Below are 19,702 nucleotides of genomic sequence, written 5' to 3'. Positions count from 1 at the left end.
TCGGATACGGGTGTCGTTGTCCCGTGCTCGCCTCGCATTACGAACACTGAACGATGGAAAACGGTTGCGGGGGTTAAAATTCGTTCACGGCGACTATGGAAGGGACTGAGAATGGCTCGGGGGTCTGTCGGTTCAGTGGTGGTTAGCCTGTCTGCACAGCGAAACCGGTACATCCTCTATTCGCTCACTCGCCACGCAGAGAACGCTCCGATGGGAGTGGAAGTGCTCGCCAGAGAGGTCGCCGGATTGGAACACGGAATCGCCCCCGAATCGGTTCCCGACGAAACGTTTGAATCAGTTCTCGACGACCTGTCGCAGAACAGCCTTCCCACCCTCTCCTATCGCGGGTTGGTCGAGTACGATCCCCTGAGCGGACTGGTCGGTCGACCGAGGTATTCGCTTACAGCCGAGACGCTCGTCTCCCTGTTGACTCGAATCGAACTGGGTTGGCTCTCGTAGACCGCGGTCTGTTTTTGTAACCCTTAAACGCACGCACGGACTTTCAGTATGTATGACCGAGGAGCCTGTCCAGACGACAGACGACGACCACGTCGAAGACGACACTCCAAGCGAGAAACCGGCTGACGAAAGCACGACGGGCGAACAGCCGACCGACGAAGACGTACTGAGCGCAGAAGAAGCCGACCTCGTCGCGGAAATCGCGGCTCACGACGAGAGCCTTGCGGGGACTGTCGAAGAGCGATTCGTCGCCATCGAGTCGGAACGACAGGAACAGGAAACCGAAATCGACGACCTTCGCACGCGACTGAAGCGAAAGCAAGCCGACTTCCAGAACTACAAAAAGCGGGCGAAAAAGCGACAAGAACAACTCGAAAAGCGCGCGACAGAGGACGTCGTCGACCGTCTTATCGACGTGCGAGACAACTTAAAACGCGCCGTCGAGGAAGAACACGAGGATGTCGAGAGTCTTCGCGGTGGCGTCGAACTCACGCTAAAGGAACTCGACCGCGTGTTCGAGGACGAGAACGTCGCGGAAATCGACCCCGAACCGGGTGCGGAGGTTGACCCACAACGCCACGAAGTGATGCTCCGGGTCGAGAGCGACCATCCCGAAGATACCATCGCGGACGTGTACCAACCGGGCTACGAGATGGCCGATAAAGTCTTGCAGGCCGCGCAAGTCACTGTGAGTGACGGAAGCGGCGATGGTTCCGACGAGTAGTAAATTCTAGTGAGCGAATAGATAATACAGAAATAATCTGATTGCGGTCAACATATATACCCCCTCTTTTCCGTCTGTCGATTTTATAAAAATCGCATGCGGGCGTCCGATTCAATTCGTTTCCCGGTTCGTCCTGTGTAGCAAGGTTTAAAGGAGCGAAAGCGCAAGATAGCGTCAAATGACGAGTAACAAGATTCTCGGTATCGACCTCGGTACCACGAACAGCGCGTTCGCGGTAATGGAAGGTGGCGACCCTGAAATCATCGTCAACGGGGAAGGCGACCGGACGACAGCCTCGGTCGTCGCGTTCTCCGATGACGGCGAGCGTCTCGTGGGGAAACCGGCGAAAAATCAGGCCGTTCAGAACCCCGAGAAGACGATTCAGTCCATCAAGCGCCACATGGGCGACGAGGACTACAGCGTCGAAATCGAAGGCGAGGAGTACACGCCGGAACAGATTTCGGCGATGATTCTCCAGAAAATCAAACGAGACGCCGAGGAGTATCTCGGCGACGACGTGGAAAAGGCGGTCATCACGGTTCCCGCCTACTTCAACGACAAACAGCGACAGGCGACCAAGAACGCTGGTGAAATCGCTGGCTTCGACGTAGAGCGCATCGTCAACGAACCGACCGCCGCGTCGATGGCGTACGGACTTGACGACGAGTCCGACCAGACGGTTCTCGTCTACGACCTCGGTGGAGGAACGTTCGACGTTTCCATCCTCGATTTGGGTGGTGGCGTCTACGAAGTGGTCGCCACGAACGGTGACAACGACCTCGGTGGCGACGACTGGGACCACGCCATCATCGACTATCTCGCCAAGGAGTTCGAATCTGAACATGGTATCGACCTCCGCGACGACCGGCAGGCGCTCCAGCGACTCAAGGACGCGGCCGAAGAGGCGAAAATCGAACTCAGCAGTCGAAAGGAGACGGACATCAACCTCCCGTTCGTCACCGCGACGGACAACGGCCCGGTTCACTTGGAAAACAGTCTCACCCGTGCGAAGTTCGAATCGCTGACGGACGACCTCATCGACCGCACGGTCGAACCGACCGAACAGGCGCTTTCGGACGCGGGCTACGACAAGGGCGACATCGACGAGGTTATCCTCGTCGGCGGTTCGACCCGCATGCCGCAGGTCGCGGAACAGGTCGAAGAACTCACCGGACAGGAACCGAAAAAGAACGTCAACCCCGACGAAGCAGTCGCGCTCGGCGCGGCGATTCAGGGCGGCGTCCTCTCCGGCGACGTGGACGACATCGTGCTGCTCGACGTGACGCCGCTCTCGCTCGGTATCGAAGTGAAAGGTGGCCTGTTCGAGCGTCTCATCGACAAGAACACGACCATCCCAACTGAAGAATCAAAAATCTTCACGACCGCAGCAGCCAACCAGACCTCGGTGCAGGTGCGCGTCTTCCAGGGTGAGCGCGAGATGGCACAAGACAACGAACTGCTCGGCGAGTTCCACCTCGCAGGCATTCCGCCAGCACCCGCCGGAACGCCGCAAATCGAAGTCGCGTTCAACATCGACGAAAACGGTATCGTCAACGTCTCCGCCGAAGACCACGGTTCGGGCAACAGCGAGGAAATCACCATCGAAGGTGGCGCCGGTCTCTCGGACGACGAAGTCGAGCGCATGCAGGAAGAAGCAGAACAGCACGCAGAAGAGGACAAAGAACGGCGTGAACTCATCGAAGCGCGCAACGCCGCCGAAGGCGCGATTCAGCGCGCCGAGACGCTCCTCGAAGAGAACGAGGAGAACATCGACGAGGAACTCGAAGCCGACATCCGGGATGCAATCGAAGACGTCCAAGAGACGCTCGAAGCTGAGGACGTGGACAAAGACGAACTCGAAGCCGCGACGGAAGACCTGAGCAAGGCGCTTCAGGAAATCGGCAAGCAAATGTACCAGCAACAGGAGCAAGCCCAACAGGCCGGTGCCGCAGGTCCCGGCGGAATGGGCGGCGGCGCTGGCCCTGGCGGCATGGGCGGTGCCGGACCCGGTGCGGGCGCAGGTGCCGGTGCTGACGACCAGAACGCAGACGAGTACGTGGACGCCGACTTCGAAGACGTGGACGACGACAGCGACGAATAGACGGGCGATTCAAGTATTCCCCTACTTTACTGAGGATAACTGATGAGTGAGGATTTCTACGACGTGCTCGGTGTGAGTCGGGACGCCGACGAGAGCGACATCAAGAGCGCGTATCGAAAGAAGGCGGCCCAGTACCATCCGGACGTGAGCGACGAACCGGACGCGGAAGAAAAGTTCAAGAAGGTCAAAAAGGCAAAGGAAGTGCTCTCTGACGACGAGAAGCGACAAGCCTACGACCAGATGGGCCACGACCGATTCGAACAGGCCCAAAAGCGCGGTGGCTTCGACGGCAGAGGCGGTGGCGCTGGCGGCGGCAATCCGTTCGGCGGCGGCGGCGGTGGCGGAATGGGCGGCATGGGCGACATCTTCGAACAGTTCTTCGGCGGCGGTGGCGGACGCAATCCAAACCGTCCGCGACAGGGTTCGAACCTGCGAACCGGCGTGGAAATCGACCTCGAAGATGCCTTCGAAGGCGTGAAAAAGCAGGTGTCGGTTCGGCGTCCGGAACGCTGTGACACCTGCGACGGAAAGGGCCATCCCAAAGGAACCGACGTGAAAACCTGTCCGGAGTGTCAGGGACAGGGGCAGGTCACACAAATTCAACAGACGCCGTTCGGTCGTGTCCAGCAGTCTCGAACCTGCGGCCGCTGTAGCGGCGAGGGTGAACTGTACGAGGAAACGTGTGGCGACTGCGGCGGGGATGGCGTGGTTCACCGTCGAGCGACGCTGAACGTCGATATTCCGGCGGGTATCGCCGACGGACAGACGCTCCAGATGGAAGGCGAAGGTGCGCCGGGCGAAAACGGCGGGCCGAACGGTGACCTGCTCATCGAAATTCGAGTGAACGACCATCCGGACTTCGAGCGCGAGGGCGCAGACCTGTTCTATCGGAAACCCCTTTCGTTCCCACAGGCTGTGTTCGGCGACGAAATCGAGATTGCAACGCTCGACGGGTCGGTCGAGATGGACGTTCCGTCGGGCACCCAAAGCGGCGAGACGTTCCGCCTGAAAGGAAAAGGAATGCCTCGACTTCGACGGCGAGGAAACGGCGACCTCTACGTGAAGGTGCAAGTCGTGACGCCCGAATCGCTGAACGACGAGCAAAAAGAGGCGTTGAAGGCGTTCGCGGAGGCGGGCGGCGAGAACGTGAGCGTCGAGAAGGGCTTTTTCGAGCGCATCAAAAACAGCTTCTAACCTCTGTTTTCCCCGTCTAATCTCTCGGTCAAGCCGAATGAGCTAAGCATATGCATCTCTATAGATAGGTAGTACAGGAAGTACACGCTCGAATGTCCCACGTTGAGTTCTCACGCAGGCAGTTCGTACAGACGATGATTGGAGCGGGCGCGCTCGTCGGTGTCGCGCGAGGACAGGCCGCAACGTTCGAATTGGGCGGCCAACTGTCGGGATGGATTGGTCGCGCCCCTGACCCGATTGCTGACGAGACGAATCCGACGATTCAGATGCAGGCCGGGAAAACGTACGTCATCGCGTGGGAAAATATGGACGGACAACCGCACAACGTCGCCATCGCGGACGGAGAGGGGAACACGCTCGAAGAAACCGAAGTCGTGAACACGAAGGGGTACGTACAGACCCTCGAATTTACCGCGAAACCGGCCATGACGACGTATTTTTCGCAACTCGACAAAGAGTCGATGCGCGGAAAAGTAGAAATCGTACAACCGACGACCACTGCGACCACGAACGGAACGAACAACACGACGGGAGCGACGACTGCAACGACCACGCCGCCTGCGACGACTTCTTCGACACTATCGGCCACGACGACGCAATCGACTGCTCCGAGTTCGACGGACACAACCACCGAGACAACGGGTTCAACGGAAGGCGGAAGCCTCCCCGGGTTCGGATTTCTCGCCGCTCTCGGCGGGATTGCAGGGGTCGGCTATCTACTCCGGCGAGACGACTGATTTTCCCGCCAGTGCACGACGAGAGGAGTGCACGATAGGCAGACGAGACAACCGCTATAATTCCACGAACTTTCATTGACAGCAGGAATCAGCAACCGACACATCAGCCAGAGTCAGAATCTACACGATCGACAGAATCAGAATTACACATCCACTAGAGTGCCAGCACACTCCCCGCGAGTGAGGAAGAACGGCGAACGAGCGGGGCGACGAATCTCTCGAAGGAGCGTCGAAGACGCGACTGAAGGGGTGAGGAGGCTTTTGGTTCAGCTTTTGCCAGTGAGCGCGGTTCCACCGCGCTCACTGGCAAAAGGTGGTGTTCTACATCGGCAGAACCGTAATTCCCACCGCGATGATGACGCCACTGCCGAGCAGAACGAGTACACAGTAGCCCATGATATCACGAACCGATAGACCGCTGATTGCGAGGAGGGGAATGGCCCAGAAGGGCTGAATCATGTTGGTCCATGCGTCACCCCACGAGGCGGCCATGGCGACACGGGGGACGCTGGTTCCGCTGGATTGTGCGGCGGTCACGAGCGTTTCGCCGATGACTGCCCATTCGCCACCGCCACTCGGGACAAAGAAGTTTACGACGCCAGCGGTGAGAAACGCCACCGCGGGGAGGGTGCCGTCGGGGGACACCTGCACCATTCCCTGCGCGATTTGCGTGGCGAGGCTGGTCGAACCTTCCGGCGCGTAGCCCATAATTCCCATGATACCAGCGTAGAACGGGAACTGAAGGATGATACCCCAGACGTTTTCGACTGCCTCTTTCATCGCCCCGATGTAGTTCGCGGGCGTACCGTGCAGGAGGATGCCGAGGAAGAGGAATGTGAAGTTGACGATGTTCAGGTCAAGGTTGTTCCACGGCATCATTCCGTCCGCGATTCCCCGCCAAAAGTAGCCGAAAACTGCCAACAGGCCGCCTAGACCGATTCCCCATGCAACGGCGCGGGAGTGTTCAATTCGGTCAGCGAGGGTCGTCGTTCCGGTGGGTGCTGTCGTTACTTTGGTTTCCGCCTCGCCGCCGTCCGCTGCGACTTCGAGTTTGGCGGGGTCGATGGGACGCTTTTTCTCGTCGCTCTCGGGGTACATCAGCACGAACAGGAGCGGGAGGAAGACGAGGCCGACCACGACGAACAGCACGAGATTTGCGGTCGTGAAAATCGTCTGGCTCGTACCGATAGTGTCGTTGAGAACGCCGCTTGCGATGAGGAAGTTGCCGTTGTCCCCAGCCGAGTTCAAATTCAGCGGAATCGACGCCGCGAGGCCGCCGTGCCAGACGATGAACCCCGAATACGCACCAGCGACGATGATGGGGAAGTCGATGGTTCGAATCTCCTCGGCCACTTTCCGGGCGAAGATTCCGCCGACGACGAGGCCGAGTCCCCAATGAACGAACGATGCGAGTGCGGCAACGACGGGAACGAACGCGACGGCACTCCGTTCGCTAGACGGGATGGCCGCCGCTCGGGTCAGTAAGCCATCCACGAATTCCGTTTTTGCCAGTCCGTAGCCCGTCATCAGGATGAGCGTCATCTGCATCGCGAATGTGAGCAATCCCCAAAAGCCGCCGTACCAACCCGTGACGAGAATATTTTCCGCGTGGGAGAAATACCCATTCGCCCCGGGAGAAACCGTAACGAAGGCAAGTCCATACGTGACGACTGTGAGAATGATTGCGAACAGAAATGCGTCCGGAAGGTAGCGTTCGACGACGTGGGAACTTCCTTCCGCCATCTTTCGAATTACGTTTGCCATAGCTACGTGAGAGAGTATCTAGCAATTAAATATAAAGGTTGGTCAGACACGGTGACGGCAGACGGAACGGTGGCGAAACCATCGGAACCGTCGAACTTTTGCACGCATCACTCCGAAATCCGGCATGGACGCACTCTCTGACCTCGTCGCCCGCGAGCGACGGAGCGACGACCCGGCGCTTTCCGTTCCCGACTCGCGGGGATACGACTACCATCGTCTCTGTACGACCGCGTGGAAAACGGGGAACTTCTTCCGCCATCTCGGTGTCCGAGACGGCGTCACGGTCGCCATCACCCCGTCCAGTACCCCCCAGTCGATTCTCGGGTTCCTCGGCGCGATTCTGCTGGGCGCAAACGTACGATTCGACCCGCCGCGGGACATCGACGCCCGGGTGCTCCTCGCACCGACCGAAACTGTCGGTGACTACGAACTGTCGCCCGGCGGCCAGTACGTCGGCTACGGGGAGAAACCCGCCGACCCGACAGTTTCGCATTTCGAAACCGACGTGTGGAGCGAAAATCCGACGTTTCCTGAGACGGTCATCTCACCCGAAACGATTGCACTGACCGGCGAACGGGACGTTTCGCACGCGGAACTGCTCGCGGTAGGAACCGCGGTTCGTGACCGGTGGGAACTCGAATCCGGCGACTCCGTCGTCGTTCGTGCGCCGCTTTCCGACCCACGAGTTGTCGCTGGCGGAATCGTCGCGCCGCTGGTTGCCGGGGCTGAAATCGTCCTCGACGCCGACCGAACCGGCGATTTCGCGGTTGCTCGTGATGCTGAAGCAGCGCCGGAACCCGTCGCTTTCGTGCCGGACGAAATCGGGCTGTGAGGTTCCGGAACCGCATCGGTTAGGTTCCTGCCGCGTGAATTTTCCGCTATGTCACCCGACGCGCTTCCGGAAATCGGACTCGGGACGATGGGTATTTCCGACCCCGAGCGAATCGCCAGCGCCATCGAAATGGGCTATCGCCACCTCGACACTGCACAGATTTACGAAAATGAGGACGTCGTCGGGAAAGGAATCGAACTCGCGGACGTTTCCCGAGAGGAACTTTTCGTCGCCACGAAAGTCTGGGCCGACAGCCTCGCGCACGACGACGTGATTGCGAGTACGGAAACCAGCCTCTCGAAACTCGGCCTCGACTACGTTGACCTGCTCTACGTTCATCGACCAATCGAAGCCTACGAACCGCAAGAAACGCTTCTCGCCTTCGACGCACTGATGGAGCAAGAACGAATCCGGCACGTCGGCGTGAGTAATTTCACGGCCGAAGAACTCGATACCGCTCGAAACGTTCTCGACGCGCCGATTTTCGCCCATCAAGTCGAGATGCACCCCCTGTTTCGGCAGGCCGACCTCCTCGCTGACGCTCGTCGGCACGGCACGAATCTCGTGGCCTACTCGCCAATCGCACAGGGCGAGGTGTTCGACCTGCCGGAACTGACCACCCTCGCCGAGAAACACGACGCGACGGAAGCGCAAATCGCACTGGCGTGGGTTGTGGAGACGGGTGCGGTTCCGATTCCGCGCTCGCAAAGTGACAGCCATCTCCGCGAGAATTTGGTCGCAGGAGACATCGAATTCACATCGGAGGATGTAGACACAATCGAATCAATCGACCGCGAAAAGAAGTTGTTCGAATAGATTCAATTGGGATGGGCGAGTCAGTCGCCGACGGCGACTGACTCGCGTATTCTGACTCTCCCGCTCTTACTTTGCGTCTGCCAGTTTGTCGAGCGACTCCGGATTCTCGATACTGCTCATGTCGCCCAACTCCTCGCCCGTGTAGGCCGCTTCGATGGCCCGGCGAATGATTTTGCCCGACTGGGTTTTCGGGAACTCGTCCACGAACAGGATTTCGCGGGGGCGGAACGGCTTGCCGAGTTCGTCGCCGACTTGTTCGCGCAGTTCCGCGCGCAGGTCGTCGTTGCCGGTCACGTCCCCTTCGAGGATGACGTAGGTGACGACTGCCTGTCCGGTCGTATCGTCCGGTACGCCGACCGCGGCGGCCTGATTCACCGCGTCGTGGTCCATCAGCGCGCCTTCGACTTCGGCAGGGCCAACTTTTCGACCGGCCACGTTGATGGCGTCGTCGGAGCGCCCGTGGAGGAACCAGAAGCCGTCCTCGTCCTTCTGCGCCCAGTCACCGTGGTTCCACATGTCGTCAAACGTAGACCAGTAAGTGTTCAGATAGCGCTCGTCGCCCGACCAGAGTGATTTCGTCATACTCGGGCAAGAATCACGAGCGACGAGGTAGCCGCGTTCGTGGGTGTCCACGATGGATTCGCCCTGTTCGTTCACGATGTCGATGTCCATACCGAGTCCTGGCCCGCCGAGGGTGCACGGTTTGAGCGACTGAATCGGCATCGGCATGAGGAAACAGCCGCAGATTTCGGTGCCGCCGGAGATGTTGATGATTGGCGCTTCGCTCCCGCCGACGTTTTCGTAGAACCACTGCCACGATTCCGGGTCCCACGGTTCGCCGGTCGAACCGAGCAGGCGAAGCGACGACAGGTCGTGATTTTCCAGCCATTCGTCGCCGTACTGCCGGAGCGCTCGAATCGCAGTCGGCGAGATGCCAAACGTCGTCAGTCCGTGTCGGTCTATCATTTCCCAGAACCTATCCGGGTCGGGGTAGTCGGGCGCACCTTCGTACATAAAGATGGTACCACCGAAGGCGTGGTTGCCGATGAGCGTCCACGGCCCCATCATCCACCCGATGTCGGACACCCAGAAGAAGCGGTCAGAATCCTTGTGGTCGAAGCCGAAGTAGATTTCTTTGGCACACTGCATCAACTGCCCGGCGTGCGTGTGGACGATGCCTTTCGGCTTGCCCGTCGTGCCCGAGGAGTACAGCAGCATTGCCTCGTCGCTGGAATCGAGTTCTTTCGTCTCGTACTCGTCGTCCTGTGTGAGGACGGCCTCGTCCCACCACTCATCCCGTTCGTCGTCCCACGGAATGTCCGTGTCAGCGCCCAATCGCTCGTAAACGATAGTGTGTTCGACGTGGCCGACCTGTTCGATTGCTTCGTCCGCCGTGTCTTTCAGCACGATGTTGCTTCCTCGGCGGTAGAAACCGTCGCCCGTGAACAGCACCGAACATTCGGAATCCTCGATTCGCGTCGCGGTCGCGTCGGTGCCAAATCCGGAGAAGATGGGCACCGCAATCGCACCGACTTTGAAGATGCCGTACAGAATCGAGTTGACTTCCGGCACCATCGGCATGTAGAGGCCGACGGTGTCGCCTTTGCCGATACCGCGCGCTTCTAGCGCGTTCGCCACCTTGTTCGCTTCGCGGTGGAGTTCGTGGTACGTGATTTCCCGAACGTCGCCCGGCTCTCCCTCCCAGATACAGGCCACGTTGTTCCGGTTCGGACTGTCAACCTGCGCGTGCCGGTCGAGCGTATTGTGCGCAATGTTGATTTTCCCGCCGGGATACCAGTCGGAAAACTGTGGCCCATCCGTATCGTCCCGAACAGCGTCGTACTCTTCGTAGAACTCGATCCCGAGGTACTCCACCAGTTCGTCCCAGAACCAATCGACCTCGCCACAGGTTTTCTCGATTAGTTCCTCGTAGTCCGCGATGTCGTGTTCCTGCATGAACTGCCAGACGTTCGTGGACTCCACGAACTCCTCTGTCGGTTCGTGGACGATTTCGTTTACGTCCGCAAGCGTATCCATATTGGAACGATTGCGTACCCGCCTCAAAATAGTTTACTTCGTCCCGTCAGGGGAGTTCGGTTCCGTTGGTTCCGTCGAGTCGCTCGACCACCTGCTGGAGGTTCGCCGAATCCTCGATTTCGTCTCGGATTCGCTCCCGCGTTCGAACGTCGCTCGAATCGGCGTCGTAGGCGCGGACGTATTCGGCGCGCGAGTGTTCTTCGAAGGCGTGCCGGATGGCGAAATAGCCATCCGGTACGACCGCTCCGCAGACCTTACACTCGCGGCGCTCGTGCTCCGTGGTCTGGTGGACGATGGCGTTCTCGACGCTGTCGAAGTGTTCCCCACAGCCGTCGATGTCACATTCCCAGGCGGGCATTCGTGTGTTGACTCTGTAATCCCGATGATAAAACCTTTTCCTGCTCGTCAGGCGAGAAGCGTTCGAACAGCAGAAAGCTCTTCGACACGGTGGTCAGGCCGTGAGTCGAGCGATTCCGAGAGTAAAACACCGGTAAACCCTGCTCGTTGGGCCGGAAGTACATCCCGTTCGACGTCGTCCGCGACGAACACGAACCCATCATCGGACAGTTCCTCTTTGGCAACCTCGAAAATCCCCGATTCCGGTTTGCCGACGCCGACCTCGCAGGAAACGACGACAGCATCGAAATAGGAGTCGAGGTCGTGTCGCTCCAATTTCGCTCGCTGGACGTGTCCAGCGCCGTTCGTCACAACACCGAGTTTACGGTTGGGGTCGTCCGCGAGCGAAGCGAGCAGTTCGTGCGCGCCATCCGCGAGTTCCGTGTACGACAGTTCTACCTCGATGAGTGCGTCGGCGAACGTTTCGCCGTTAGTGTCGAGGGAGAAATCGTGACAGAGGTCGGCAAGCGCAGTCCGATACGGTTCCGGATGGCAGTCCCCGAAGTAGTCGAGAAAGAATGCCACGTATTCATCGTGGAGGCCATCGTGGTCGGAAACTCCCACTTCGCGCCGCGCTCGCTCGAACATCTCCTCGAAGGAAATCGCGTGATGTATCAACGTTCCATCGAGGTCGAAATACAGAGCCGTCATCGGTGTTGACTTTCACACATCCCTACTTCTAGCTCTCGAAACCAGAACCACTATCGTCCGACCTTCACAAAAGTACGGCGTGACCGACTGCGACGAGTTTCGTGTCGATATGCACGTGAAAGTGCTGGACGAGCAGGTCGTCCAACGGGCAAAAGACCGTCGTCTCGATGCATTAGTCTACGCGCCGCATTTCGTTCGGCTTCCGGAGATACGTCGCCAGGCGGAGCGGTTTTCGGACGATGAACTGCTCATCGTTCCGGCGCGGGAGGTGTTCACTGGGACGTGGCGCAACCGAAAACACGTCCTCGCGGTGGGACTCACCGAACCCGTTCCGGATTTCATCACGCTCACCGGAGCTATGCAGGAACTCGACCGGCAGGGTGCCGCCGTTCTGATTCCCCATCCTGAATTTCTCAACGTCGGCCTGTCGGAAGCGGACATCCGCGTTCACGGCGATGTCATCCACGCCGTCGAAACGTACAATCCGAAACAGCTTGGCCGACACAATCGCCGAGCAAAAGAAATCGTAGAAGACACCGACAAACCCGCATTCGGGTCGTCGTATGCACACCTCCGCCGGAGCGTCGGCGAGGCGTGGACGACACTCGACACGCACGTCAAAACTGCGGCAGAACTGGTGGAGCGAATCCGGGACGGCGGCCTCACTCGCGTCGTCCACCGAAGCGGGCGTTCGCACGAACTCCGCCGACGGGCCGAGTTCGCGCACCTCGGTTGGGAAAACACGTGGGGGAAATTCAACCGACTGATTCTCTCGGGGATGGAAGCGACCCATCCAGACCGCGACGAATACGACGGTCGATTCGACGACGTGAGCGTGTACTGAATAGTTTCTCCGGGCAGGTCGCCGCCTCTCGACTTACTACATTCCAACAGCCGTCAGACCGGCGTCCACGACTAACTGGTGGTGAACCAACAGCGCCGCGACCACGAGTTCGAAGGTCGTGACGAGGAGCGTGACGCTCGTCGCATGATTGCTACTCACGGCGACGCCGAACGGCGCGCCGAACTCCTTCTCGTAGGGGTAAAACCACGCGAGTCCGCGCTTGCTTCCGAGCATGTCAAGCACGTAGTGAGTAAGGACACCTACCCAAACGTATTCGAGGTTGCCGAACACCATCGGGAAGACGTAGAACAGCCCCAGAACGGGAAGATTGTGGAGCGTCTTTCTGTGTTTGCCGAAGGCCGTATCAACGTCGGGAAAGAGTGCCCCGAGGATGACCGGAACCCCGACTTCGATGATGGTGTAGAACGTGACCGTATCGCCGGACGGATGAAGCACGTATCCGAGTCCGATAGCCAGCAGTGCGGCGTTCAGGACGTGTTCTTTCCGATTCATTCGATTGCACGTCCCACCCCGCAGTATCAAGGTTTTCCTTTTTATCTCAGTTCGGAGAGAACATCGGCAAGCGCCTGTCGCGCGATTTTTTCCTTGATTTCTCCCCGCGACCCGCCGAACTCGTAGCGTTCGACGGTCGCGTAGCTATCTCCGGTACCCCATTCGCCTGTGTAGGCAACCCCAATAAAGACGGTGCCGACTGGTTTTTCCGGCGTTCCACCGGTCGGCCCTGCGATTCCGGTGGTGGCGAGTCCCCACGTCGTCCCCGAAACGTCCCGCGCACCGCGCGCCATCTGTTGGCCCACAGGTTCGCTTACGGCACCGTGTTTGTCCAGCATCTCGCGGGAGACGCCGAGTTGCTCCATTTTTGCGTCGTAGGAGTAGGTGACGAACCCGCGGTCGAAGTAGTCACTCGACCCGGACACGTCGGTCAACAGCGACCCGATGAGGCCGCCCGTACAGGATTCGGCGGTTGCAATGGTCGCGTCTGCATTCCTGAGGGCATCCCCGAGTTGTTCTTCGATTGGAGAGGTGTCGGTGCTCATGCGAGAGGAGACGCGACGGGCGAGAAAGAAGGTACGGGGTCGAACGGACGAAATCGGGAACCCTATTAGACCGTATCGCGGTCGGTGTAGGTCGTGCGCTCCGTTATCTTGCCCTCCGAATCGAACCGGTGAAAATCCGAAAAACCGAACGAAACGCGCTCGCCGTCTTGGACGCCGCTGAATCGCCCGCGGACGGCTACCGTGTCGTCGCCGACAATCAACTGCTCGATTTCGTGTTCACCGTCTTCGAGCGGTCGGCCTTCGAGGTAGAACTCGCGGAACTCGGCCATTCCGGAAAGCGGCGGTTGGCCGGGACGCGCGTACACGATGTCGCTCGCAAACAGGGAAAACACGTCCTCGTAGGCTTCGGCGTCGATGTAGTCGTAGTACGACCGCACTGCATCCGGATTGACAGTTGGCTCCATACTTCCACTGCGATTTCCGGACAGCTAATGATTTCGGGCGAAAGAAAGACTTGCCAGTACTGCAACCACCCGGTATGGACTACGATACCCCGTTGTTCTTTCATGTGATGTCCTACGCGATGGAGGCAGAACACGACGTTATCGACATGGTCAGCGGCAATCCCGACTGGGGGTCGCCACCCGGAATTTCCGACGGACTGCACGAGTACGCCGACCTCGGTGGTGCTGATTTCCAGTACCCGCCGAGCGAAGGTCTGCGTGAATTGCGCGAAGAAATCGCCGCCCGGCGCGACGTTGACCAGTCGCAGGTCATCGTCACCTGCGGCGGCGGCGAGGCGAACTATCTGGCGATGGCCCGCGCGATGGAGCGCGAATCGGGTGACGAGTTCATCCTGACCGACCCGGTGTATCCGTACTACCCCGGCAAAACCAAGATGCTCGACGCAACTGCGCGGTTCGTCGCCACCGACGAGGACGGCACGCTCTCGCCCGATGCCGTCCGCGAGCAGGCCAGCGAGGACACCGCTGGAATCGTGGTAAATTCACCGAACAATCCGACGGGAGCGGTGTACGACGAGGAAACGATGCGCGAACTCGTCAGTATCGCCGAGGAGTACGACGCACTGCTCATCAGCGACGAGGTGTACGACCACTTCGATTTCTCGGGCACGTTCACCAGCGCGCTTTCGTTCGACTCCGACCACCGAATCGTCACGAACTCGTTTTCGAAAACCTTGGCAATCACCGGTTTTCGGGTCGGCTACGCCATCTTCCCGCCGGAACTCGTAGACGTGGCGAAAACCCGGCACATGCTGACCAACGTGGCGACGAGTCGCCCGGCGCAGTACGCCGTGCTCCACGCGCTCCGCGAAACGACGCCAGAGTACCACGAGGAGAATCGACAACTGTTGAAATCGCGGGTGGAGACGTTCACCAGCGCGCTGGACGCCGCGGGCGCGGACTACTCGCAACCGGACGGCGCGTTCTACGTCATGGCGCGATTTCCCGACTTCCCCGGCACGCTTTCGAACGTCGAGAAACTCATCGACGAGGCGGGCGTGGCTGGCATGCCCGGTGAAGCCTTCGGCTCGTCGCGCGACGACTGGGTTCGATTTGCGCTCGTCACGCCAGAAGTGGAGGCGGCCGCGGAGCGACTCGCGGATTATTTCGGATAGGCGCTACTGAACTGCTTTGGTCGTCACTCTTCGGATTGGCGCACCCTAGCCGGTTTCGGCACGGTGGGTTAGGCAGACTATCGGTCTTCGGGATTGGAGTTTCATCCGTCAACCGGAATCGTCCGCCGTGTTTGGTTTCGGCTCCGTATTTGAACTCTGGGGTGAGGAATTGAAATCTATCGAATTATCATCTTTACTCTACTGATTACGTTTCCAGTGCTTCGAGCAAATCACGACTCCAATCGAACCGCCTCCGCACCGTTACCGCAGTCTCCCCAACCCTCCCCGCCAGCGCAGGATTGGACTCACGTCTCTGTCGTTCGGCACTCATCCGAACGCGCTGGCGCAACCATTCGGCTGAGTAGTCAAGCGATGTGGCGCGCGCTGGCGAGGCTTCGAGGAGTTCACCTCCGAGAAGGCGAGTCAAAACCGTGCGAGGGATGAGGCTTGCAAAACGCGTTGCGTCTTGCTGACCTGCGGCCGTGGCCCGCAGGCACTGGAACGAAGTGAAGCGCGCAGTCGGTTGGGGAGGGTGTGGCTGATGCGGGGCGGTTGCGGTATGATTGGAGTCGAGAACACCTGTCGGTATTCCTGAAACAACCCTTTTAACAGCGACAGGCGCATCAAAATATTTCGCTCGAAAAACCCGTCCACCAAAACGCGACGACGAGAGATACAGAAGCTACACAAACCTCCGCCGGATACCTCCGGTATGGCCGAAATCGACGTGGAGGCCGTCGAACGAATCGACGAAGGGGACGTTCCGACGGGTATCGACGCGCCGGAGTACGTACTGTACGGCGGAAAAGGAGGCGTCGGGAAAACGACTTGTGCCGCCGCGACGGGGCTTGCGAGCGCCCGCGACGGCACCCGGACGCTGGTCGTTTCGACCGACCCGGCGCACTCGCTGTCGGATACGTTCGAATGCGAGATTCCGGCGGAGGCGACGAAAATCCGCGAGGAGATTCCGCTGTACGCCGCGGAAATCGACCCGGATGCGGCGCTGGAAAACCAAGCTGGAATGCTCGGAACCGACAGCCCGCTGGGCGGAATGCTCGGCGACGAGGAGGACGGGCCGATGGCGTCCCTCCTCGGCGGAGCGATGCCTGGGGCCGACGAGGCCGCCGCAATGCAGAAACTCATCGAATTTTTAGACGACGACCGGTTCGACCGCGTCGTGGTGGACACCGCCCCGACCGGGCACACGCTTCGACTGCTCGAACTGCCCGAAATCATGGATACGATGGTGGGCCGAATCGTCTCACTCCGCCAGCGATTCCAAGGTATGATGGACGGAATGAAGGGAATGTTCGGCGGCGACGCCGACCCAAAGGAAGGAATGGACGATTTGGACGCGATGAAAGCGCAAATCGAGCGCCTTCGAACAACGCTCCGCGACCCGTCGAAGACGGACTTCCGCGTCGTCATGATTCCCGAGGAGATGAGCGTCTTCGAATCCAAACGCCTACTCACGCAGTTGGACGACTTCGACATTCCCGTCGGAACCGTGGTCGTCAACCGCGTGATGGAGAATCTGGCCGACGTGACGGATGCGGTGGATTCCAGTCAGTTCGTCACGCCGAACCTCGACAGTTGCGAGTTCTGCCAGCAGCGATGGGACGTTCAACAGGGCGCTCTCCGGGAAGCACAAGAGGTGTTCCGCGGCCACGACATCAAACGGATTCCGCTGTTCGCCGACGAGGTTCGGGGAGAAGAGATGTTGCGCGTCGTCGCGGCCTGTCTGGAGTAGCATCTAAAGAGGATTTCAACGCGGGCGTAACTCGGGGTAACGGAGATTAAACGGAATATCGGGGAGTCATCCGGTTTGGATATTGCTATTCGATGACCAAAATCCGGTCGGAGTCGTTCGAGTGAAGCGACCCCCGGTTCGAAATCAGCCGAGTAATTTTTTCGCCCAATTGCTGGACGTAAGGCTCGCAACCGTGCCGTACACTTTGTCCAGCCATTCGGCGGGAAGGATTCGGGCGTAGTCGGTGAGTTCCGCGACGGTGCCGACCGGATACCGAGCGTTCGGATGCTGGACGTTCGCCGAATCGAGAATCGTGTCGGCGACTTCCTTCGGGTGAACTGCGCCGGGCATGCCGCCGTCGATAGCCTGCCGGTCGCCGTACATTTCGTAAAATCGCTCGTAGGCTCCGGAGCGCTCGACGCCTTCGATTTCGCCGTTCGCGCGGTCGTAGAACTGCGTATCGACCGGGCCGGGTTCGACCAAGACAACGTCCACGTCGTAGTCGTCTACTTCCGAGCGAAGCGCGTCCGAAATCCCTTCCAGCGCGAACTTCGACCCGCTGTAGATTCCCATGCCGGGCACCGAGATGCGACCGACCGAGCTGGAGACGTTGATGATGGTTCCTTTGCCGCGTTCGCGCATGTGCGGAAGTGCTTCCCGGACGAGGCGAAGCGGGCCGTAGACGTTGACGTCGAACTGCGCTTGAACCTGCTCTATCGGCACGTCCTCCACGGGGCCGGGTTGAGCGTAGCCTGCGTTGTTCACGAGGCAGTCGATGTGGCCGTGGTCGTCCACGATTTCGGACACGACGCGCTCTATGTCGTCGTCCTTGGTTACGTCCAACGTAGCAATGTTGCAGCCCTTGTCGCCGAGCGTTTCGATGTCCGCGGGATTTCGCGCAGTCGCGTACACTTCCCAACCGTCCGCAAGGAAGGAGAGCGCGGTTTCCCGACCGATTCCCGACGAGCAACCCGTAATCAACACAGTTTCAGTCATTGGCCCTTCTTTCGGACGGGGGTGGCTAAGAACCAACGGTTTCCTTCACCTCGTCGGCGTAGGCGTCCGCGCGCCGCGTGGGTTCGGGAAGTTTGTAGCCAGCACAGAGTTGCCAGACGAGGTCTGCGGTCGTTTCTGCGCTCACGCGATGGCCCGGACTGACGTACAGCGGGTTGACGTGGCGCTTCTCGGGATTGTCGTACTGGCGCGATTGGAGCGCGTAGCCGATGACTGTCCCGTCAGGCGCGCTGACGCGCTCGTTTGCGAGTACGGGAACGCGCTCGCCTGCCGACAGGTGACCCTGTATTGGGTCGCGCAGTTTCCCGCAGAGCAGGTTTTTCGCCACCCCAATCGCGGGCAAGTCGAGCATAACGCCGATGTGGGTTGCGATTCCGGCCTCCCGATAGTGGATTCGTCCGCTTCCGTCCACGATTGCGAGGTCGGGTTCGACCGACAGTTCTTCGAAGGCCCGTAAAATTGCGGTTCCCTCGCGGAACGACAGCAGGCCGGGAATGTACGGAACCTCGGTTTCAACCACTGCGTGGGTTCGTTCGATGACCTCGCCATCGCGCGCCGCGACGATAGCGCTGACCGCCTTCTCGCCCACGAAGGCTTGGTCTACGCCGACGACGATTGGTTCGTCGTCCGTGTCCGCTTTCGTCGGCAGTTCGCGCTGGGCGTCGTCGGACGACCCAGCGCGAACGCGCTCCGGGTCGAAATCGAACTTGTCTCGGAAAATCGCCGTCTCCGCCACCTCGTGTTGAAGCGTTTCCATCTCCTCGCGCGACAGCGACGCGTCGGGTGCAAATTCGGGGTGGACGACGCGCATTAGAACCGTCTACCGCCCATGCCGCCGCGTCCGCCGCCGCCACCGAACTGGAGTTCCTGCGGTGCGCGTTCGCCGTCTCGTTTCAGTTTCGCGCCGTAGAGCAGACCTAGTCCGAGTCCTGTCAGGTGGGCCAGTTGTGCGACGCCGCCCGCGCCAATCCCACCGGAAACGCTGACGAACGCCGAGTAGATGGCGAACAGCAGGGTCGCAATCCACAGCGGCATCGGGAGGATGAAGTAGATGTAAATGCGGAGATTTGGATTCAGAACCGTCATCACACCCATGATGGCCGCAATCGCACCGCTTGCCCCGAGAACGGGGACGAAAGCTCCAGGGTCGGTGAGAATGGTCGCCCAGACCTGCGCGAGTCCCGCGAGTGCACCAGTCACGAGGAACATGACGGTGAACTTCTTGCTCCCGATTCGTCGCTCCACGAGAGGGCCGAAAAAGTACAGCACGATGCTGTTAATCGCAATGTGGCCGAAGCCACCGTGCGCGAAGACGGAGGTGACCCACGTCCAGACGTAAAACGGGTTCGCGGTGTTCAGCGTGAAGAGATTGAACCATTCGAGCGAGTTCGTTGAAATCCCTAATAGGAGCGGAGCAATACCGTATTGGAAAATAAACGTCAACCACATCAGGCCGAGGAAGACGAACGTCATGTTTCCACGGAAGTAGGCCAGCGGCCCGCCTGTACCGGTGTTGATGCCGAAACTACTGTTCCGCCCCTGCTGGTTCACGCTGTCGTCAAAGCCGCTATCGAAGACGCCTTTCGGGTCGTTCCACTCGTTCAGCCCCGGACAGGAATGATTTTCCGGAAGGCGGTGGTCGCCACAGAACGTGTTGCCGCACATCCGGCATTTGTACGGCATGTTCTCGTGTTGCCCACACTCGTCGCATTGCGCCATTGTTCC

Annotated in this window: 21 protein-coding genes; 10 read left to right on the top strand and 11 right to left on the bottom strand. The window is 59.6% G+C overall.

Features of this window, described 5'->3' with window-relative positions; all coding sequences use genetic code 11:
• Positions 1–111 precede the first annotated feature (111 nt).
• The 5 genes from HL45_RS10900 (at position 112) to HL45_RS10880 (ending at position 5,215) form a co-directional block, all read left to right on the top strand.
• Positions 112–459 (top strand): DUF7344 domain-containing protein, encoded by a 348-nt coding sequence (locus HL45_RS10900; RefSeq protein ID WP_049971131.1) that lies wholly within the window; start codon positions 112–114, stop codon positions 457–459.
• Positions 460–511: 52 nt separating this feature from the next.
• Positions 512–1,183, top strand: a complete 672-nt coding sequence (locus HL45_RS10895) for a nucleotide exchange factor GrpE (protein ID WP_049971130.1) — start codon at positions 512–514, stop codon at positions 1,181–1,183.
• A 178-nt stretch (positions 1,184–1,361) separates the two neighbouring features.
• The gene (dnaK, locus tag HL45_RS10890) at positions 1,362–3,284 is read left to right on the top strand and encodes a molecular chaperone DnaK (protein WP_049971129.1); all 1,923 of its coding nucleotides are present in this window, start codon (positions 1,362–1,364) and stop codon (positions 3,282–3,284) included.
• 42 nt (positions 3,285–3,326) lie between these two features.
• Positions 3,327–4,478, top strand: a complete 1,152-nt coding sequence (gene dnaJ / locus HL45_RS10885; RefSeq protein WP_049971128.1) for a molecular chaperone DnaJ — start codon at positions 3,327–3,329, stop codon at positions 4,476–4,478.
• A 92-nt stretch (positions 4,479–4,570) separates the two neighbouring features.
• Complete coding sequence (locus tag HL45_RS10880) at positions 4,571–5,215, top strand: PGF-CTERM sorting domain-containing protein (RefSeq protein WP_049971127.1); 645 nt, start codon at positions 4,571–4,573, stop codon at positions 5,213–5,215.
• Between the two features lie 321 nt (positions 5,216–5,536).
• Here the strand turns inward: HL45_RS10880 and HL45_RS10875 are convergent, their stop codons facing one another.
• Complete coding sequence (locus HL45_RS10875; protein ID WP_049971126.1) at positions 5,537–6,979, bottom strand: short-chain fatty acid transporter; 1,443 nt, start codon at positions 6,977–6,979, stop codon at positions 5,537–5,539.
• A 124-nt stretch (positions 6,980–7,103) separates the two neighbouring features.
• Here HL45_RS10875 and HL45_RS10870 point away from each other — a divergent pair, with 124 nt between their 5' ends.
• Together HL45_RS10870 and HL45_RS10865 are read left to right on the top strand one after the other, a co-directional pair.
• Complete coding sequence (locus tag HL45_RS10870) at positions 7,104–7,811, top strand: class I adenylate-forming enzyme family protein (protein ID WP_049971125.1); 708 nt, start codon at positions 7,104–7,106, stop codon at positions 7,809–7,811.
• A 48-nt stretch (positions 7,812–7,859) separates the two neighbouring features.
• The gene (locus tag HL45_RS10865; protein ID WP_049971124.1) at positions 7,860–8,627 is read left to right on the top strand and encodes an aldo/keto reductase; all 768 of its coding nucleotides are present in this window, start codon (positions 7,860–7,862) and stop codon (positions 8,625–8,627) included.
• Positions 8,628–8,693: 66 nt separating this feature from the next.
• On the opposite strand, the gene HL45_RS10860 is transcribed toward HL45_RS10865, so the two are convergent.
• The 3 genes from HL45_RS10860 to HL45_RS10850 are packed head-to-tail and all read right to left on the bottom strand — an operon-like array spanning position 8,694 to position 11,711.
• Entirely contained in the window at positions 8,694–10,664 is a 1,971-nt protein-coding gene (locus HL45_RS10860; RefSeq protein WP_049971123.1) for an AMP-binding protein, read from the bottom strand.
• 46 nt (positions 10,665–10,710) lie between these two features.
• Positions 10,711–11,022 (bottom strand): DUF7565 family protein, encoded by a 312-nt coding sequence (locus HL45_RS10855; protein ID WP_049971121.1) that lies wholly within the window; start codon positions 11,020–11,022, stop codon positions 10,711–10,713.
• Positions 11,023–11,069: 47 nt separating this feature from the next.
• Positions 11,070–11,711 carry an HAD family hydrolase gene (locus HL45_RS10850; RefSeq protein WP_049971120.1) on the bottom strand — a complete coding sequence of 214 codons (642 nt, stop codon included), beginning with the start codon at positions 11,709–11,711 and terminating at the stop codon, positions 11,070–11,072.
• Between the two features lie 109 nt (positions 11,712–11,820).
• On the opposite strand from HL45_RS10850, the gene HL45_RS10845 reads away from it, so the two are divergent.
• Complete coding sequence (locus tag HL45_RS10845; RefSeq protein WP_049971997.1) at positions 11,821–12,555, top strand: PHP-associated domain-containing protein; 735 nt, start codon at positions 11,821–11,823, stop codon at positions 12,553–12,555.
• A 36-nt stretch (positions 12,556–12,591) separates the two neighbouring features.
• Here the strand turns inward: HL45_RS10845 and HL45_RS10840 are convergent, their stop codons facing one another.
• The 3 genes from HL45_RS10840 to HL45_RS10830 all read right to left on the bottom strand — a co-directional run bounded on the left by HL45_RS10840 (position 12,592) and on the right by HL45_RS10830 (position 14,038).
• On the bottom strand, positions 12,592–13,068 hold the full coding sequence (locus HL45_RS10840) for a metal-dependent hydrolase (protein ID WP_049971118.1): 477 nt from the start codon (positions 13,066–13,068) through the stop codon (positions 12,592–12,594).
• 41 nt (positions 13,069–13,109) lie between these two features.
• A complete protein-coding gene (locus HL45_RS10835) occupies positions 13,110–13,613 on the bottom strand; it encodes a CinA family protein (protein WP_049971117.1) in 504 nt (167 codons plus the stop codon).
• A gap of 65 nt (positions 13,614–13,678) precedes the next feature.
• A complete protein-coding gene (locus HL45_RS10830) occupies positions 13,679–14,038 on the bottom strand; it encodes a nuclear transport factor 2 family protein (protein WP_049971116.1) in 360 nt (119 codons plus the stop codon).
• Positions 14,039–14,112: 74 nt separating this feature from the next.
• On the opposite strand from HL45_RS10830, the gene HL45_RS10825 reads away from it, so the two are divergent.
• Positions 14,113–15,213, top strand: a complete 1,101-nt coding sequence (locus HL45_RS10825; RefSeq protein WP_049971115.1) for a pyridoxal phosphate-dependent aminotransferase — start codon at positions 14,113–14,115, stop codon at positions 15,211–15,213.
• Between the two features lie 205 nt (positions 15,214–15,418).
• Here HL45_RS10825 and HL45_RS20395 read toward each other — a convergent pair whose 3' ends face one another.
• The gene (locus HL45_RS20395) at positions 15,419–15,640 is read right to left on the bottom strand and encodes a hypothetical protein (protein WP_144240062.1); all 222 of its coding nucleotides are present in this window, start codon (positions 15,638–15,640) and stop codon (positions 15,419–15,421) included.
• Between the two features lie 285 nt (positions 15,641–15,925).
• Here HL45_RS20395 and HL45_RS10820 point away from each other — a divergent pair, with 285 nt between their 5' ends.
• A complete protein-coding gene (locus HL45_RS10820; protein WP_049971114.1) occupies positions 15,926–16,963 on the top strand; it encodes an ArsA family ATPase in 1,038 nt (345 codons plus the stop codon).
• Positions 16,964–17,107: 144 nt separating this feature from the next.
• On the opposite strand, the gene HL45_RS10815 is transcribed toward HL45_RS10820, so the two are convergent.
• From HL45_RS10815 to HL45_RS10805, 3 genes are read right to left on the bottom strand one after another with little or no spacing between them, the layout of a single operon-like run.
• Positions 17,108–17,959 (bottom strand): SDR family oxidoreductase, encoded by an 852-nt coding sequence (locus tag HL45_RS10815; protein ID WP_049971113.1) that lies wholly within the window; start codon positions 17,957–17,959, stop codon positions 17,108–17,110.
• Positions 17,960–17,984: 25 nt separating this feature from the next.
• Complete coding sequence (locus HL45_RS10810; protein ID WP_049971112.1) at positions 17,985–18,788, bottom strand: endonuclease V; 804 nt, start codon at positions 18,786–18,788, stop codon at positions 17,985–17,987.
• Positions 18,788–19,696 carry a rhomboid family intramembrane serine protease gene (locus tag HL45_RS10805; protein ID WP_049971111.1) on the bottom strand — a complete coding sequence of 303 codons (909 nt, stop codon included), beginning with the start codon at positions 19,694–19,696 and terminating at the stop codon, positions 18,788–18,790. The genes HL45_RS10810 and HL45_RS10805 overlap by 1 nt, the downstream gene beginning before the upstream one ends.
• Between the last annotated feature and the right edge of the window lie 6 nt (positions 19,697–19,702).

The organism is Haladaptatus cibarius D43, assembly GCF_000710615.1.
Taxonomy (GTDB): domain Archaea; phylum Halobacteriota; class Halobacteria; order Halobacteriales; family Haladaptataceae; genus Haladaptatus; species Haladaptatus cibarius.
This window is presented reverse-complemented; position numbering and strand designations above follow the sequence as displayed.